This is a genomic window from Pedobacter sp. AC379 (assembly GCF_979258145.1).
This window is the reverse complement of the sequence record NZ_OZ409839.1, coordinates 2,105,242-2,121,297: the sequence shown is the minus strand read 5'-3', so window position 1 is coordinate 2,121,297 and position 16,056 is coordinate 2,105,242. Positions and strand designations below refer to the sequence as shown.

At 37.7% G+C, this 16,056-nt stretch carries 19 protein-coding genes; 14 read left to right on the top strand and 5 right to left on the bottom strand.

The features are described from left to right. Positions 1-39: 39 nt before the first annotated feature. Complete coding sequence (locus tag ACZZZW_RS09355; protein ID WP_463493049.1) at positions 40-405, bottom strand: hypothetical protein; 366 nt, start codon at positions 403-405, stop codon at positions 40-42. 66 nt (positions 406-471) lie between these two features. On the opposite strand from ACZZZW_RS09355, the gene ACZZZW_RS09350 reads away from it, so the two are divergent. From ACZZZW_RS09350 to ACZZZW_RS09330, 5 genes are all read left to right on the top strand, one after another. Continuing rightward, on the top strand, positions 472-1,674 hold the full coding sequence (locus tag ACZZZW_RS09350) for an ankyrin repeat domain-containing protein (RefSeq protein ID WP_463493048.1): 1,203 nt from the start codon (positions 472-474) through the stop codon (positions 1,672-1,674). A gap of 9 nt (positions 1,675-1,683) precedes the next feature. Next, complete coding sequence (locus ACZZZW_RS09345) at positions 1,684-3,027, top strand: ankyrin repeat domain-containing protein (protein ID WP_463493047.1); 1,344 nt, start codon at positions 1,684-1,686, stop codon at positions 3,025-3,027. Positions 3,028-3,154: 127 nt separating this feature from the next. Then, positions 3,155-3,727, top strand: a complete 573-nt coding sequence (locus tag ACZZZW_RS09340; RefSeq protein ID WP_463493046.1) for a hypothetical protein — start codon at positions 3,155-3,157, stop codon at positions 3,725-3,727. Positions 3,728-3,978: 251 nt separating this feature from the next. Then, on the top strand, positions 3,979-5,298 hold the full coding sequence (locus ACZZZW_RS09335) for a PQQ-dependent sugar dehydrogenase (protein ID WP_055915040.1): 1,320 nt from the start codon (positions 3,979-3,981) through the stop codon (positions 5,296-5,298). Between the two features lie 80 nt (positions 5,299-5,378). After that, complete coding sequence (locus ACZZZW_RS09330) at positions 5,379-7,430, top strand: TonB-dependent receptor (protein WP_463493045.1); 2,052 nt, start codon at positions 5,379-5,381, stop codon at positions 7,428-7,430. 51 nt (positions 7,431-7,481) lie between these two features. On the opposite strand, the gene ACZZZW_RS09325 is transcribed toward ACZZZW_RS09330, so the two are convergent. Further along, positions 7,482-7,679, bottom strand: a complete 198-nt coding sequence (locus ACZZZW_RS09325; protein ID WP_463493044.1) for a single-stranded DNA-binding protein — start codon at positions 7,677-7,679, stop codon at positions 7,482-7,484. Between the two features lie 435 nt (positions 7,680-8,114). On the opposite strand from ACZZZW_RS09325, the gene ACZZZW_RS09320 reads away from it, so the two are divergent. From ACZZZW_RS09320 to ACZZZW_RS09305, 4 genes are all read left to right on the top strand, one after another. Then, positions 8,115-8,453, top strand: a complete 339-nt coding sequence (locus tag ACZZZW_RS09320) for a hypothetical protein (protein WP_055915049.1) — start codon at positions 8,115-8,117, stop codon at positions 8,451-8,453. Positions 8,454-8,659: 206 nt separating this feature from the next. After that, entirely contained in the window at positions 8,660-9,187 is a 528-nt protein-coding gene (locus ACZZZW_RS09315; protein WP_463493043.1) for a MepB family protein, read from the top strand. A 79-nt stretch (positions 9,188-9,266) separates the two neighbouring features. Beyond that, positions 9,267-10,112, top strand: a complete 846-nt coding sequence (locus ACZZZW_RS09310) for a methylated-DNA--[protein]-cysteine S-methyltransferase (protein ID WP_463493042.1) — start codon at positions 9,267-9,269, stop codon at positions 10,110-10,112. Between the two features lie 20 nt (positions 10,113-10,132). Continuing rightward, positions 10,133-10,738, top strand: coding sequence for an alpha-ketoglutarate-dependent dioxygenase AlkB family protein (locus ACZZZW_RS09305; RefSeq protein WP_463493041.1), 606 nt, complete (start codon positions 10,133-10,135; stop codon positions 10,736-10,738). A gap of 99 nt (positions 10,739-10,837) precedes the next feature. On the opposite strand, the gene ACZZZW_RS09300 is transcribed toward ACZZZW_RS09305, so the two are convergent. After that, positions 10,838-11,626, bottom strand: a complete 789-nt coding sequence (locus tag ACZZZW_RS09300) for a hypothetical protein (protein ID WP_055915061.1) — start codon at positions 11,624-11,626, stop codon at positions 10,838-10,840. Positions 11,627-11,846: 220 nt separating this feature from the next. Between ACZZZW_RS09300 and ACZZZW_RS09295 the strand changes: the two genes are divergently transcribed. The 5 genes from ACZZZW_RS09295 to ACZZZW_RS09275 all read left to right on the top strand — a co-directional run bounded on the left by ACZZZW_RS09295 (position 11,847) and on the right by ACZZZW_RS09275 (position 15,028). Further along, positions 11,847-12,320 carry a response regulator transcription factor gene (locus ACZZZW_RS09295; RefSeq protein WP_055915065.1) on the top strand — a complete coding sequence of 158 codons (474 nt, stop codon included), beginning with the start codon at positions 11,847-11,849 and terminating at the stop codon, positions 12,318-12,320. A gap of 119 nt (positions 12,321-12,439) precedes the next feature. Then, a complete protein-coding gene (locus ACZZZW_RS09290) occupies positions 12,440-12,979 on the top strand; it encodes a DUF4199 domain-containing protein (protein ID WP_463493040.1) in 540 nt (179 codons plus the stop codon). Between the two features lie 55 nt (positions 12,980-13,034). After that, positions 13,035-13,559, top strand: coding sequence for a GNAT family N-acetyltransferase (locus ACZZZW_RS09285; protein ID WP_463493039.1), 525 nt, complete (start codon positions 13,035-13,037; stop codon positions 13,557-13,559). Between the two features lie 75 nt (positions 13,560-13,634). After that, positions 13,635-14,033, top strand: coding sequence for an META domain-containing protein (locus ACZZZW_RS09280; protein WP_463493038.1), 399 nt, complete (start codon positions 13,635-13,637; stop codon positions 14,031-14,033). Between the two features lie 71 nt (positions 14,034-14,104). Next, complete coding sequence (locus ACZZZW_RS09275) at positions 14,105-15,028, top strand: YihY/virulence factor BrkB family protein (RefSeq protein ID WP_463493037.1); 924 nt, start codon at positions 14,105-14,107, stop codon at positions 15,026-15,028. Positions 15,029-15,060: 32 nt separating this feature from the next. Here the strand turns inward: ACZZZW_RS09275 and ACZZZW_RS09270 are convergent, their stop codons facing one another. After that, the gene (locus tag ACZZZW_RS09270; protein WP_463493036.1) at positions 15,061-15,495 is read right to left on the bottom strand and encodes a MarR family winged helix-turn-helix transcriptional regulator; all 435 of its coding nucleotides are present in this window, start codon (positions 15,493-15,495) and stop codon (positions 15,061-15,063) included. Between the two features lie 134 nt (positions 15,496-15,629). After that, complete coding sequence (locus ACZZZW_RS09265) at positions 15,630-16,049, bottom strand: organic hydroperoxide resistance protein (protein ID WP_463493035.1); 420 nt, start codon at positions 16,047-16,049, stop codon at positions 15,630-15,632. Between the last annotated feature and the right edge of the window lie 7 nt (positions 16,050-16,056).

The following is a 16,056-nucleotide window of genomic DNA, read 5'->3' as shown; positions in this document are numbered from 1 at the left end:
AACTATTCAACCGGTTTCAAAGTTTGCAAACCGGTATTTTTAAAATCGCCTAAAGATAAAATAATCGGATGAATTAAGGAACATCACAATGTTATTTATGATAAGGATTGTAGCAGAAAAATGATCCAGATAAAAACTTACCGATGCAATACCACAATTGCTTACAAAAAACAAGAAAAGATCATATCGTATTGTGATTACAACAGAAATTGATTCATTAATATGATTTTTAGCTGCCCATGGCAGGAAGCTTTCATGACCCTCATGATCTGTCGCTGCCCACGGCAGGGAGCTTTCATGACCCCCATGATCTGTTACTGCCAGGCGCGAAACTTTCATGACCTTATCATCTGTTGCCACCCATGGCGCGAAGTTTTCAGCATAAACAGACCTTACCTGCTTCATATTTTGGCTAAACTTTTGTAGGATCAAAAGCTTATATATCTATCTATTTTAAATTTTTTACTTGAAATGACCGAACCTACCCTAGATCAGCTGTTAAACGCCCGCAAATTCGAAGAGGCGAAAACACTGATGCAAAACGGCGAAAAGCTCCCTAAAAATATCCAAGAACATCAAAAATCATCTATTTTGGATAACCTCTTAAGAGAGAAACAATATGAAATCCTCAACATGATGGTGAAAGATAAAACCATCGAAACCGACATCTACGAATTCGATAATTTTGACAAAAGTATTTTCCAGAGTATCGTCCGCAATCTGGGTGATAACGAAGATGATATCACATTTTTTAACGAATTTATTACGCATTTCGATAATTTAAATGATGAAGTAAATGCCAAAACATTATTAGGCTATCTGCTCGAAAATGGTGTAAGTTTAGCTGTAATTAAAGCGGCAATCAATGCGGGTTGTAGTGCAGGTTTTAAAAATAATGCAGAAGAAAATTATCTCCATCAGGTAGTGAAAAGCAGCATTCGCAGGTACAACCTTAATGATGAACAAATCACCGGTCTACTAAAAGGTTATATTGATATCCTGATTAATGAAGGTGTAGACATTAATGAAGGCAATGTGGTAGAGGAAACACCACTGATTGCTGCTATAAAATTTAACAAGAAAAATTTAATTGAACATTTGCTCGAAAATGGTGCCGATCCTAACCATACCGATAACGATGGTAATTCTGCTTTCTTTTATGCAGTGGCCCATTCGCAAAGCGAAAATATTTATGATATGCTCCGAAATTCCGCTTCACCGGATTTCGACCAGATCAATAAAAATGGAGTAAGCCTGCTGTTCGAATATACAAGGATGATAGCGAACAGTGAAAGCAGTATTAATTTTCTAAAAAAACTGGTTGAGGATGGTGCAGATTTATACCAAACCAGTAAATGGTACAGCGCAGATAAAACACCATTAGACTTAATTGCCGAAAAACAGGCAGATGTATTGCAAGCTTTATTGGAAACCGGCCGGGTAGATGTAAATAGAAGGGATGACCAGGGCAATACGCTACTGCATAAAGTTTGCGCCTATAATGTAAATTACGAAGCGGAAAAAGCCAGGGAAACGTACCGGAAAGTAAAGCTCCTGATTGAAAACGGTGCGGATGTTACTTTATCAAACGACAAGGATGAAACGGCTTTAATGTTTGCATCTGATGATAACCTGAAAATAAAAACTGTTGAACTGCTCATGAAACAATCTTAATATATGTCGATGTCATTTATAATTGCCTGCGAAAGCGGTAAGCGAAAAATTGCCGAACTTTTACTGGCAAATGGAGAAGTAGAAATTGGTTATACAGACGAAAAAGGCAGAACCGCACTCCATTATGCGGCCCATCGCGGTTATTTAGATCTTGTGCAAATTTTAATCGACCGTGGAGCCGACCTGGATTATGAAGACCATGCCGGGGAAACACCTTTATATTTTGCCTGTTTACAAAAACAGAAACAAACGGCAATTTATTTAATTGATAAAGGCGCCAGGGTTAACATTAAAGACTTAAAGGGAAATAGCCTTTTGCATTTAACGGCGCAAAGCGGACAGATAGAAGTACTTGAAAAACTGCTTAACAAAGGGCTTGAGGTTGATGGCGAAAATAATGAAGCAGAAACACCATTACTTGTCGCCTCAGCATGGAGAAACAAAGAAATTGTGCAGAAGCTACTGGAATTTGGCGCCAATATTAATACCACTAACAAACATGGCGATTCTCCATTAATTTTTGCCGTAAAATCCAAAAATACACCAATGGTAGAGCTCATTCTGGATAAAGGTGCCAACATTAACCACATTAACCACGCGGGCGAATCGGCATTATTACTTGCCTGTTATGATGCCAACAGGATTCTTACCAAAATATTGGTAGAAAAAGGTGCAGATGTATTTGTTTCTTCTAAAGATGGCCTTTCGCCAATTTGGTATGCCTGTGCCAATAATCAGAAAGAAATCGTCGATTTATTTTTAGCCAACGGGGTTGATGTAAATTACGCAAAACCACTTTCGGGCAAAGATGATTCGATGTATTCGTATCTTGAATGGGTAGAAACCGCAAATAACATATCCATTTCAGCAAGTTTTTCTTTTGAAAACAGTTACAGTTACGGCGGCGAAAGCATGTTGCATGTAGCAGCAAAAAGCGGCCATTTGAGTATGCTGAAAATGTTGATTGAAAAAGGTGCAAATGTGAACATTCAGGATGAAAGTGGCAATACTGCGCTACATTATGCCGCAGCCAATGGGAAAAAGGATGCCGTAAAATTTCTGCTCGAACAATTAGCAGATCCAGGCATCGTTAACGTGAAAGAACAAAAAGCAATCGATTATTCAAACATCAAAGGTTTTAACGAAATTACAGAACTGTTGTTAAACGCAGGGCCAAAAGGCGATCTGCATGCACCTTTAAAAACGGTACCCGTAGAAAATGAAGTTCTGCCAATAAAAAATGACATATCAGCAAAAAAACAAGCCCTTTTGGATTTGAAAGAACTATTGGATGCCGGAATATTATCGCAGGAAGAATTTGATGCCGAAAAAGCCAAAATATTAAACGGATAGCAGATTTAGTGCGACAAATATTTGATTAAATTTTTAAGCTTAAATATTTAGTTATAAATTTATCATTAAGAATTTTCCTGGCCGGTGCTCACTCCGGTCAGGAAAGTTTGATATTAATGCTCCCAAAATGAAATCTACTACCAAAACAAAGCTGCAATTATTTATCCTGCTTTCACTTTCAGTGTTGATCTACAGCTGCTCACCTAAGCTTTATGTGGATGAAGATAAACGTTATCAAGCCGGAACATTAACCGATGCACAAGTAGATTCTCTCCATTTTTACCTGAAAGAGAACCAAAGATTAACCCTTAAAGATACGATCATCATCAAATATGACTTCAACAGGGATGACTGCTGGAAGGATTTAAGTTATCAGAATGCAGAATTTTTAAATAATGTAAGGTGGACATTTCAAAAAAACATCCTCGAAAAGGCAGAAGCCAGACCTAAAGTGGCCATTTACCAATACCGTGAAGTAGGCGAAAGTTTCAGTCCCATAAAATCAAAAGGTTTGGAAATAGAAACCGACTCCGGCCTTTTAAAAAAACTGTTGTTCAAAGAAAACACCTCATGTGGTACTTCCGCAATTATCCTTCCTAACGGCAAATTTTTATTGGTAAAATCAGATCCGCAATTTTCTGCGCTGCTTTTAAACGCGAAGGATATCGAAAAAAAACTGCTTGAAAATCTGGTGAAGTAAACAGGTAAAATATTTTTTCTATAACAATCTGAAGTGGTTTAAAAAACCCTACTAAATGTTTTGTTGTGCCGTAATTTGGTTTCACTAACCGTTTCCAAATCAACACGAATCAAAATACAACTTTAAGCAAGTCAGGTTAGGGTACGTTTCTTTTATCTTTTATGGTTGTAGCAATTATGGTCTGACTGAAAACATCTAATTGATTTTCATGTTATATTTTTCGAAGATTAATTTAATCAAAACCGGTTAATATGAAAAATAAGATTTTTTACGCCTCAATGCTCTCAACCGCAGTAATTTTCGGTTGCCAATCGAAGTCGAATTCGCAAAAACAGGGAGAAGATACCACGCTTACAACTAAAACAGGCGCAATTAATTTACCAGCGCCCGATACCAATGCGGCAAAAAGCAAGTTTAGTAAAGTAATTGGCTGGCCCGAAGGTAAAACGCCTATCGCTCCAGAAGGATTTGTGGTAACCAAATTTGCATCCAATATCAAAAGTCCGCGCAATACCTATATTGCCCCAAATGGCGATGTACTGGTTGCACTTTCAAATTCGGAAAGAAGCACTACTGAAAGCATTGCAAATACGGTATCAGGTAAAGCTAAATCTGAAGTTCCAGGAAAAAGTGCCAATACCATTTTACTTTACCGCGATGATAACAAAGATGGCAAACCAGAAACGGTTACTACATTTTTAAATGGCCTCAATCAACCTTTCGGGATGCTGATTATTGGCAACTCGTTTTATGTAGCCAATACAGATGGTTTATGGCAGTACCCATATAAAACTGGCGATACCAAGATTACCGCTACAGGGAAAAAGATTTTAAGTTTGCCTGCGGGAGGTTATAACAACCATTGGACAAGAAATCTGATTGCAAATGCAGATCAAAGCAAAATATATGTTACTGTAGGTTCAGGCAGTAATGTTGGTGAAAATGGAATGGAAAATGAAGTTCGAAGGGCGAATATCCTGGAAATAAATCCTGATGGAAGTGGAGAAAAAATTTACGCCAGCGGTTTGAGAAATCCTGTCGGAATAGATTGGGCACCTTCAAGCAAGGTACTTTGGACAGCAGTTAATGAACGCGATGGATTGGGCGACGACCTTGTACCCGATTACATTACCAGTGTAAAACAAGGTGCTTTTTATGGATGGCCATTTTCATATTATGGTCAGAATGAAGACCCTCGTTTAAAAGGTAAAAACCCGGAGATGGTTAAAAAAGCAATAGCACCCGATGTAGCAGTTGGTGCCCATACTGCATCATTAGGATTGGCGTTTTATAAAGACACAAAATTTCCTCAAAAATACCAGGGAGGAGCATTTATAGGTCAGCACGGCTCATGGAACAGGTCGGCAATTTCAGGTTACAAAGTTGCTTTCGTGCCTTTTAAAGATGGAAAACCAGCAGGTAAACCTGAAGATTTTTTAACTGGCTTTGTAGCAGATGTTGATAAGGCCGATGTATATGGCCGTCCGGTTGGCGTTACCCTAACACCCGATGGCGCTTTATTGGTTGCCGACGATGTTAGCGGCGTAATTTGGAGAGTTGCTGCAAAATAATTAATACAATAGCCACAGATTCACAGAATACGTTAAATTTATCTGCCAAATCTGTGGCTAAACTTCCAATCCTTATCCTCTTGAAACCAAACCTTACCCTATTATTTACCCTATTTTCTGTTAGCTGCTTAGCACAAACCATCAAACCCGATTCAGTAAAAAAGCTTAGCGAGATTACAGTAAAAGGTTATTACAATCACCAACCCCTGTTAAGATCGGTATCTGCAGTGAATCTGATCGACAGCAGCGCAATCAGAAATCAACAGAGCAGTTCACTGGTGAGTACACTGAATTCCATTTCAGGTGTAAGAATGGAAGAACGTTCACCAGGCAGTTACCGCTTATCGCTTCGTGGAAGCTTATTACGTTCGCCTTTTGGCATCAGGAATATTAAAATCTATATCGATGATTTTCCTTTAACCGATGCTGGTGGTAACACTTATTTAAATGCGTTGGATATGGCCGCCATCGGCAACATAGAAATCTACAAAGGACCGGAGGCCAGTACATTTGGAGCAAATACAGGAGGTGCCGTTTTAATTAGTCCACCAAATTTTGAAAGAAATGAAATCAGTGTTTCTGCCATAGCTGGTTCATACGGACTTTTCCACCAAACGGCCGCTATCAATCATCAATTTAAAAATTACAGCTTTAATTTTACAGAGGGTTATCAAAAAAGTGATGGTTTCCGCCAGAATAGTGCCATGGATAGAAAGTATTTCCAAACGGCACACCAGTGGAATTATAGTACTGCCGGAAGTTTAAAAGCCTTTGCATTTTATAGTGACCTTGGATATCACACACCGGGAGGCTTAACTGCTGCTCAATTGGAACAAGATCCTAAATTGGCACGTCCTGCAACAGCCACACTACCTGGTGCCATTGCACAACAGGCAGCCATTTATAATAAAACTATTTTCGGCGGGCTATCCAATTCTTATCAGATCAATCCTCATTTTAAACATGTTATTGCGCTCTTTACATCATATACCGATTTCAAAAATCCTTTTATCACCAATTATGAAAAACGTTATGAAACTACATTAGGCTTGCGTACATTTTTAGATTATGAAAAGAAATATGACGATTTTAAATTTAATGCACAGGTTGGGTTAGAAAGTTCAGCAACCAAAAGTGAAATCAATAATTTTAACAACAACGGTGGTGATGCAACTTCCATGCAAGCTTCTGATCGTTTAAAAGCAAGCCAGGATTTTGCCTATTTAAGATTAAACTTCGATGTCAACAGAAAGTTGCTGATTGAACTTGCATCAAGTCTTAATTTCTATAAGTATAAATACGAAAGTTATTTTCCTGTAGTGATCGCTTCACAACAACGAAAATTTGATCCACAATTTATGCCAAAGGTTGCGCTATCTTATTTAATAACGAACGATTTTTCTACCAGGGCTTCAGTAAGTAGAGGCTATTCGCCACCCACCATTGCAGAGGTAAGGTCATCAGATAATAACATCAACAATAATTTGCAGGCAGAATCTGGCTGGAATTACGAACTCGGCTTGCGTTACAAAACAAAAAACAACCGCTTTTATGCCAATGCAAACCTATTCAGCTACCAGCTTCAGGATGCAATTGTAAGAAGGCTGAACCAAAATGATACTGAATATTTTATCAATGCCGGCGGAACAAAGCAGAAAGGCATTGAACTTGAAACAGCCATTTGGATTATCAGAAACCCTGCTTCTTTTTTAAGCGGGTTACAATTTAAAAGCAATTATACTTTTAGTCATTTCAGATTTAAAGATTTTGTAAGCGGTATTACAACTTATAGCGGCAATAAACTGACTGGTGTTCCGGCAAATATTTCAATTAACAGTTTGGAATTTAACTTTCCAAAAGAATGTTACCTTTTCCTGCAGCACAATTACACTTCTACCATACCATTAAATGATGCAAATACTGTTTTTGCCAAAAGATACCACCTTGTAGAGGCAAAAGCCGGCATCCGTAATGTAAAGCTGAGTAAAATCCATTTCGAATTATATGCAGGGGTAAATAATTTACTCAATGCTAATTATAGCCTGGGTAATGACTTAAATGCTGCAAACGGAAGATATTTTAATCCAGCGGCAGGGATCAATTTTTATACTGGCCTGGCTATAAAACTTTAACAATAAAAATTCCCACCAATAACTATTGTTATATGGTGGGAATCAGTGACGCTAAAATGCAGCAACTTTTTCGTTCGCTCTGATCACAAGGTCGTTGACAACGATATCAGTATTATAATGTCTTTTGCCATCCTTACCATCGTACGAAACAGCTTCCAGCCTACCCTCGATAGTCAAACCGGTACCTTTTTTAATTTGGTTGGCCAGTTCAGCTTTCGCATTCCAAAATGTTAGGGTAAACCAATTCACTTTTTAATTTCACGCCATTCGCGTCTTTGTACGATTCGTTTACAGCCATGTTAACTTTGGCAATTTTGTAATCTCCAACAATTACAACAATCATTTAAAGATTAAAGACGATCTTGTTCTCAAACGGATTAACAGCATTTTAAAAAAGAACCGCAATATCCTGATGCAACTTAACCCAAGTGGTAAGGCAAAGGTTACACGAAAAGAATTCCTTGCTGCTGGTTTAAATTTTGATTACCATACTTATAGCTATACGTCTCAGAATGGAAATGTCTATATTTTCTGTTATGAATATGGGTGCCTTGTTTTAAATGGCGAGCGGTATCTGTTGGTAAAAAGAGAAGAAAAACTTTGGTTAGCTCAATCGGATGAGATTACAGAACAAAAATTGCGGTATTTTTTATTTAAGCTTCAGATGTTTACATTTAACAGCTTATGATAAATTACAACAATAAAGTTTTCAAACCCGTTAGCAATACCGAAAATGGCGAAACTTCAGATGAAACTGTTTTTACCTACCAACAGACAGGAAATATTCTTACTGCCGGATATACTGGTGGAAAAATTGTCTCTGGCCATTTAATCGGTCTTGTGGATGAGCATGGCAATATCGAAATGAGGTATCACCAGGTAAATAATAAAGGAGAATTAATGACCGGAATTTGCCAGTCGGTGCCAGAACATTTGCCGAATGGCAAAATCAGACTTCATGAAACCTGGCAGTGGACATCGGGTGACAGATCAAAAGGTAAATCTATTATTGAGGAACAATAAGGTAATTATTTTGCACAAATCTTGTAAATAAGGTTAAAGTGAGGTGGTTTTCATAGCTCGTAATAGTCAAAATTTATTAAGTTCTTCCAGCAGCTATTTCAAGTGTCTGTACTATGATTACCACACCGGGTCGAGTAAAAATGCTACCATCCTTGATTAAAAACTTAATTTTGATCAGCAGCCACCCATCCAGATTTTGAATAAACATGTCAATAAATAAAAGTCCGATTATACATTGGCCTCCTTTGCTAAAAACTGCAGCCGATTTGATATATGATCCCTTAGGTTATCAAATCATTAACCTAAAAATGGAAAGTGAAAGTCAGGAATATTCAGCATGCAGCTTCAAATTAAACAGTTTAAAAATTATCTACCGTGTTTCAAAAATCACCCCTACTAAAACCGGGCAGTTTGTAACCATCTGGAAACGGGATAAGGCTGGGATTACTATTCCTTTTGATGAACAGGATGATTTTGACCTGATGATCATCACTGCAATAAGCGAGCACAACTTTGGTCAGTTTATTTTTCCGAAGAACACATTGGCACAACAAAAAATTATCACTAAAAATGGCGTGGGCGGAAAAAGAGGAATCAGAATTTATCCTCCATGGGATACCGTAACCAATAAACAGGCAGAGAAAACCCAGCAGTGGCAACTTGCATATTTTTTCCCTATTAATGTAAACCAATCTACCGATTTAGCATTGGCAAAAAAATTAATTAATACCTAGATCAAAATTAAACACAGCAAGTTTCGGGTAGGTTGCCCCATCACTACCGACTACTTTTGGTTATAATTTTTTTAAGACCATGAAAGCACAAGAAGAAATTAATTTCAACAGGATAGCCGAGGCCATCAGTTACATCAGGGCCAACTTTAAAACACAACCCGGCCTGGAAGAAATTGCAGAACAGGTAAATTTAAGTCCTTTTCATTTTCAAAGGTTATTTAGTGAATGGGCCGGTACCACGCCGAAACGTTTTTTGCAATACATCAGTATCGGTTATGCCAAAGAAATGTTAAAAAGTAACCAGAGTTTATTTGATACCGCCCTCGAAACCGGCTTATCAGGAACCAGCCGTTTACACGATCTTTTTGTAAATATTGAAGGCATGACGCCTGGAGAATATAAAAATGGTGGCGAAAATCTCCATATTAACTACAGCTTCGCAGAAAGCCCGTTCGGAAACATCATAGTAGCAAGTACACTTAAAGGAATCTGTCATATCGCATTTTATGAAGATGAAAATATTGCGTTTACCAATTTGCAAATGCAGTTTCCATCAGCCCTTTACCAACAGTTATTGGATAAAGAGCAACAGAACGCTTTGTATATTTTCAGTCACGATTGGAGCAAACTGCACCAGGTTAAGCTACATTTAAAAGGGACCGATTTTCAGTTAAAAGTTTGGGAAGCTTTGCTAAAAATACCAATGGGTAAATTGGCCACCTATGGTAACATTGCCAAACAATTACAAAACCCAAATGCATCGAGAGCTGTTGGAACTGCAATAGGCGATAATCCGGTAGCTTTTCTTATTCCCTGCCATCGGGTAATTCAATCGAGCGGTGCTTTAGGGGGTTATCATTGGGGTACGGATCGAAAAACGGCTATAATTGGATGGGAAGCAGCACAAGCCAACAAGCAAATATGAGGAACAATAGCCTAAACACAATGGATTTATTCAGCACTACAATAGATACCAACAAGAACCTGCTACCTTACGGCGGAACCGTAAATTATCACGGAAAATTATTCACCTCATCAGAAGCTGACCATTATTTTAATATCCTGATGAATACCATCGAGTGGAAAAATGATGAAGCTTTTATTATGGGTAAACACATCATCACCAAAAGAAAAGTAGCCTGGTATGGCGATGAATCTTATTCGTATACTTACTCCAATAAATCAAAATTGGCCCTCCCCTGGACAAAAGAACTGCTGGAATTAAAAAAACTCTCGGAAGTGCAAACAGGCACTACATTTAATTCCTGTTTACTCAACTTATACCACAATGGTGATGAAGGAATGGCCTACCACAGTGATGACGAAAAAGCATTGGCTAAAGATTCGGCTATTGCATCTTTAAGTTTCGGTGCCGAAAGAAGATTTTTATTTAAACACAAACAGACCAAAGAAACGGTTGCTTTATTTTTGGAAAATGGAAGTTTACTGGTAATGAAAGATGAAACACAAACAAACTGGCTGCACCGTTTACCTCCTACTAAAAAAGTAAATCAGCCAAGGGTAAACCTAACGTTTAGGACGATGGTATAACAATACTTGTGAATTAAATTTTTAAAACACTGAGTTAAACGAACAAGAAAAAAAATGAGCACAAAATATGCTCATTTTTCTTATATAAATTATTGTTTATTAATGCTTAAATTCTTTGATGTCTACAATACGGTCGTCATCTGCATTTTTCTTTAAAAACGATGTGCCATTTGCATTAGCCACCCAGGTATATCCATTTTGAATATTTCCAACCAGTGTTTCAGGCGCATTAATTAAATCGGCAGGCAAAGGCAGGTTAAAGCTTTCACCTGTAGCGGTATTAACCTGGTATAAAGAATTAGCGGTTAAAAAAACCAAAGTTGTTTTATCCTTCGAGTACATAAAAAACTTCCCCTGGATCCGTTCGTCCGGGTTTTGTCTTTTTACAGGATATACCCTTGAGTTTATCGTTGTAATAAAAAAATCATTGTTGATCAGAATATTACTCCGTGTTAATTCTTCAAGGCCATTGGTATATTTTTTATCTTCAGCACCTTTTGATGCCTTATTTAAACTCACCACTTCAGTTACGCCATCTTTAACTGTAATGATATAAAATGGCGCCATTTTACCGGCATTATTGGCAACCTGTACCAATGCCGCTGTTTTTTGGGTATTGATAAAAGAGGCAAGTATAAATTTCTTTGCGGGTGCACTTGGTGCATCATCAATGGTAATGGTGGTATCTTTGTATTGAATGGCGAAACGATCGGCAGCAGCTGAGGCACCTGAATCTGTTTTTACAATGGTAAGAATGTTCTTTTTCGATTTAGGAAAAACGTTAAAATCTTCAGTGGCAGCAAATGCTTTTGCTTTGTAGGTTTTTTCTGAACTGCCACAACCGAATAAAACAACGGAAAGGAAGAGTGCATAAAGCGTAATTTTCATAGGTATGTTTATTTATATATTTTTTGCTAATTTATAATCTTTATTGCTTCCTTATAATCAAAGTCACCATAAAATTACTTGCCGATAAACTGTAAACAACTGCGGTGGAAAGACGGGATGTATATAGGATTTCCCGTTGCTTTCAAAACCGATAGCTTTAAAAAAAACTCAACTCCCGACTTATCGCTAAATTACTTATTTTTGATTTGAGAGATAAACAATGGCGAACCCTTCAAATTTTCTAACCAGGAATAAAAGTATAATCTTATACGGTTTGTTTCTGGCTTTATTGTTATTTCTATTAAAATGGCTCGAATTTCGCCTAATTATCATCAGCCATGCTTTCGAAATTTATGCAGGTTCGATAGCCGTTATTTTTACTGCTTTAGGGATCTGGCTGGCACTTAAATTAACCAAACCAAAAACCATCCTGATCGAAAAAGAAGTTTTTACACAAAAGCCGGAAATTTTTACCCTCAATGAAAACGCACTTGCCAGGTTAAACATTAGCAAAAGGGAACTAGAAGTTTTGCAGCTCATGTCCACAGGCTTAAGTAACCAGGAAATTGCCTTAAAATTATTTGTTTCGCTTAATACCATAAAAACGCATAATGCAAGGCTTTTCGAAAAACTTGAGGTTAAACGCCGAACACAAGCCATAGAAACGGCGAAAAGATTACATATTATTCCTTAACCGACTCATACTTTGGGGCTAAATTAGATGAATTTCAGAAAAATCACCCTTAAGTATGAAGGATAAAAAGAATGTTCCAACCAACTTTGCGGTACAAACTTTAAAAAATTTATAGAAATATGAAAAAGAACGTAATCGTATTCGGGCTCATTGCAGGATTTATCGTATCAGTTTTAATGGTACTTTCTATGGCTAGATGCTATGGTGATCCTAACCTTGAGCACAGCATGCTTATTGGCTATTCCTCTATGGTGCTGGCATTCTCATTTATTTTTGTGGGCATCAAAAACTACCGCGATAAATACAATCACGGCTCAATCAGCTTTGGTAAGGCTTTTAAAATCGGGCTTTTTATCAGCTTAATTGCCTCTACCATATATGTTGTGGTTTGGTTAATTGATTTTTATGTATTTATGCCAGATTTTATGGACAGATATGTAGCGCAGGCCTTGAGAGAAGCCAAAACCAATGGCGCCTCAGCAGCTGAAATTGCAAAGCAGACAAAAGAGCTGGCCGCTAATCAGCAGTTATACAAAAACCCAGTAATGGTTGTATTATTTACCTATATGGAAATTTTACCTGTGGGTATAGTGGTATCGCTTGTAGCTGCACTCATTTTAAAAAGAAGACCGGTTGCTCCCGTGGCTTTCCAATCGTAAAAAAAAGCTCATTTTGTAAATTACCTTAACTTTGATTGAGAAAGCCCTTAGATAAATGAAAATCTATATAGAAACAGCGCGTTTAATTTTGCGTGAATTGGTTACTGAAGATGCGGATGGCATGTTTGAAATGGACAGCGACCCTGAGGTACAGCTTTACCTCGGTAACAATCCTGTAAAATCCATTGAGCAAAGCAAAGCAGATATAGCATTTATCAGAAAACAATATGTTGAAAATGGCATCGGCCGATGGGCAGTAATTGAAAAAGAAACAGGAAATTTTACAGGCTGGTGCGGCCTCAAACTGATTAAGGAAACCAATAATAACCACACTAATTATTACGATCTTGGCTATCGGTTCAATAAAAAGTACTGGGGAAAAGGTTACGCCACAGAAACCGCAATAGCAACCAGAGATTATGGATTTAAGGTATTAATGCTTGATGAAATTATTGGCATTGCAGATACTGGTAACCACGGATCGATCCATGTTTTAGAAAAAACGGGTTTAAAGCGCATTAATATTTTTGATTACCACGGCATGCCGCACCATTGGATGAAGATTTTAAAACCAGTTTAGCGAGATTAAAAGCTGATTATTGCTTTTTATGGTTTAGTTTTTGATGGTTAAAGGAAAATTATTAAAACCATCGTTATGAAACACCTTATCTTCTGCGGAATGCTGATCTTACTATTTAGTTCTTGTAAAGAAAAATTAGATCCAGCATCCTTTACCAATACCAAATGGGAATTAACTGAGCTGCCGGGCTTAACGCTACCAAACTCATCAAAAGCAACCTTAAACTTTGCCGATAGCCTTAAAATAAGCGGAAAATCTTTTTGTAATAATTATGGCGGGCAGGCCGAAATTGCCGATCATAAAATAATGGTTAAAAATGTTTTCGGTACTAAAATGTTCTGTCAGGAAACCGATGCGGCCGAGCGTTCGTACTTACATGCATTAAACCAGGTAAACAATGCAAAAGTAACAGACAATAAGCTTTACCTGCTTAACGGTGATAAAACACTGCTTGTTTTTACCAAAACGAATTAGAAAATTACAATCAAAAAGGCTGAACGAAGTATTTTTACTATTTTCGGCCTTTTGAGTTTAACGCAGAAGTAATGCCATCCATAAAAGAAAACCTTAGCTTTTTTTTCTCCACCGTAAGAAATGCATTTAGTTTATTTCAACAGAATGACCCTTTACGGCTGGCAGGTGCAACTGCGTTTTTTACCAATTTTGCCCTTCCCCCTATTTTAATTATCTTGATCAGGCTTTTCGGAATGTTTACCGACAGAAGGCTGCTGGCTACGCATCTGTTTGAGCGTTTGGCCAGCATACTGGATAACGAAAGTATTTTGCAGATCAGAACCACGCTTAGAAATATCAGGGGGGCCGATCAGGCCTGGTATGTTACGCTGTTCAGTTTTATATTTTTCCTTTTCGTTGCAACAACATTATTCAATGTAATTAAAAATTCACTCGAACAGATTTGGAACATCGGTCAAAAAGACAAGAAAGGGATTATCAATACGCTTAAATCCAGGGCGATTTCGGTTACCATTATCCTTTTGGCCGGAATATTGTTTTTTATTGGTTTACTGGCCGATAGCGTGCAGGCCTTTATCGGTGCATATTTAAAAAACGGCTCACCATCTTTCGGCTTAGTGCTTACCTCCATTATCAACCAGCTGGTATTTGTGGTAATTGTAACTACTTGGTTTACAATATTATTCCGTTATTTAACCAACGGACGGCCAACCTGGCGTGCTGCCATTTCGGGTGGATTGTTAACAGGTTGTTTATTTACCGCGGGTAAGTATATTTTAAGGATTCTTTTGCCATTGAGCAACATCAGTAACATTTATGGATCAGCAGGCTCCATAATCGTAATTATGCTTTTCGTGTTTTACTCCTCACTGATATTTTATTTCGGAGCATCATTTATAAAAGCCTTAAGTGTAGGCAGGGCTACGCCGATTATACCAAAAAACGGATCATTCGCTTACGAACTTACCGAGGTTGAACCGGAAAAAGAGAACTGATTTCGCTCAGTAACCAAGGGTTGCAAAAGCATTTATTTGTTCAGGTTCAGAATCAATTTATCAAGAAGGTTTTTTAACTGGTTAATTTCTTCATGGCTTATACCGAGATTATCTGACAGCTGAGCACGCAATACAGGAGCCTTTTCTTTTAAAGCATGTCCTTTTTCAGTAAGTGATATTACAATACTTCTTTCATCTTTTAATGACCTGACGCGTTCAACCAGTCCGGTTTCCTGCATCCGCTTAAGCAAAGGCGTTAAGGTATTGGATTGAAGCATCAGTTTTTGTGAAAGTGTGGTTAAGCTAACCGAATCAGTTTCCCAAAGCACCATTAACACAAGGTACTGCGGATAGGTAATTCCAAAACTATCCAGCACTGGCTGATAACATTTGGTAACCAACCTGGAAGCAGCATACAGCGGGAAACACAGTTGGTTTTCCAGTTTAATCGCATCATTTATTTCCATCACAACTTTCTTTACTAATCACAAAAAAATATTCAGCTAAGTAAATAATTTTTAACTGAAATTTCCAATCACGAATTTAATCATTAAAAAATCGTTATTGCAGGGTATGCAATAACGATTCTATTTTAATTCTATTAAATTACTTCCAGCTTCACATCAACGTTGCCGCGTGTGGCATTGGAATATGGACAAATTGTGTGGGCTTTTTCTACCAGTTCATGAGCTTGCGCTGCTTCAACTCCTGGTATATGCACCTGTAGGGATACACCAAGTGCAAAGCCTCCTTGCCCATTGGAGTGGAGCGAAACATTTGCTTTAACGCTTGAAGGTTCTTCAGGTTTAACTTTTGCCTGGCCCATAATTAAATTGAGCGCACTATCAAAACAGGCCGCATAGCCCGCAGCAAAAAGCTGTTCGGGGTTGGTATAGCCTTGTTCGCTTCCACCTAATTCTTTTGGCATTCTAACTTCCAATTCCAACACACCATTTTCACTTGTTATTTTTCCATTACGTCCACCGGTTACAGTAGCACTAGTTTCATACAACGTTTTCATATTATGT

Bases quoted from the DNA above. Each gene is read 5' to 3' on its own strand.
- ACZZZW_RS09355 (WP_463493049.1), bottom strand. From the start codon at position 405: ATGAAGCAGGTAAGGTCTGTTTATGCTGAAAACTTCGCGCCATGGGTG.
- ACZZZW_RS09350 (WP_463493048.1), top strand. From the start codon at position 472: ATGACCGAACCTACCCTAGATCAGCTGTTAAACGCCCGCAAATTCGAA.
- ACZZZW_RS09345 (WP_463493047.1), top strand. From the start codon at position 1,684: ATGTCATTTATAATTGCCTGCGAAAGCGGTAAGCGAAAAATTGCCGAA.
- ACZZZW_RS09340 (WP_463493046.1), top strand. From the start codon at position 3,155: ATGAAATCTACTACCAAAACAAAGCTGCAATTATTTATCCTGCTTTCA.
- ACZZZW_RS09335 (WP_055915040.1), top strand. From the start codon at position 3,979: ATGAAAAATAAGATTTTTTACGCCTCAATGCTCTCAACCGCAGTAATT.
- ACZZZW_RS09320 (WP_055915049.1), top strand. From the start codon at position 8,115: ATGATAAATTACAACAATAAAGTTTTCAAACCCGTTAGCAATACCGAA.
- ACZZZW_RS09315 (WP_463493043.1), top strand. From the start codon at position 8,660: ATGTCAATAAATAAAAGTCCGATTATACATTGGCCTCCTTTGCTAAAA.
- ACZZZW_RS09310 (WP_463493042.1), top strand. From the start codon at position 9,267: ATGAAAGCACAAGAAGAAATTAATTTCAACAGGATAGCCGAGGCCATC.
- ACZZZW_RS09305 (WP_463493041.1), top strand. From the start codon at position 10,133: ATGGATTTATTCAGCACTACAATAGATACCAACAAGAACCTGCTACCT.
- ACZZZW_RS09300 (WP_055915061.1), bottom strand. From the start codon at position 11,626: ATGAAAATTACGCTTTATGCACTCTTCCTTTCCGTTGTTTTATTCGGT.
- ACZZZW_RS09295 (WP_055915065.1), top strand. From the start codon at position 11,847: ATGGCGAACCCTTCAAATTTTCTAACCAGGAATAAAAGTATAATCTTA.
- ACZZZW_RS09290 (WP_463493040.1), top strand. From the start codon at position 12,440: ATGAAAAAGAACGTAATCGTATTCGGGCTCATTGCAGGATTTATCGTA.
- ACZZZW_RS09285 (WP_463493039.1), top strand. From the start codon at position 13,035: ATGAAAATCTATATAGAAACAGCGCGTTTAATTTTGCGTGAATTGGTT.
- ACZZZW_RS09280 (WP_463493038.1), top strand. From the start codon at position 13,635: ATGAAACACCTTATCTTCTGCGGAATGCTGATCTTACTATTTAGTTCT.
- ACZZZW_RS09275 (WP_463493037.1), top strand. From the start codon at position 14,105: ATGCCATCCATAAAAGAAAACCTTAGCTTTTTTTTCTCCACCGTAAGA.
- ACZZZW_RS09270 (WP_463493036.1), bottom strand. From the start codon at position 15,495: ATGGAAATAAATGATGCGATTAAACTGGAAAACCAACTGTGTTTCCCG.
- ACZZZW_RS09265 (WP_463493035.1), bottom strand. From the start codon at position 16,049: ATGAAAACGTTGTATGAAACTAGTGCTACTGTAACCGGTGGACGTAAT.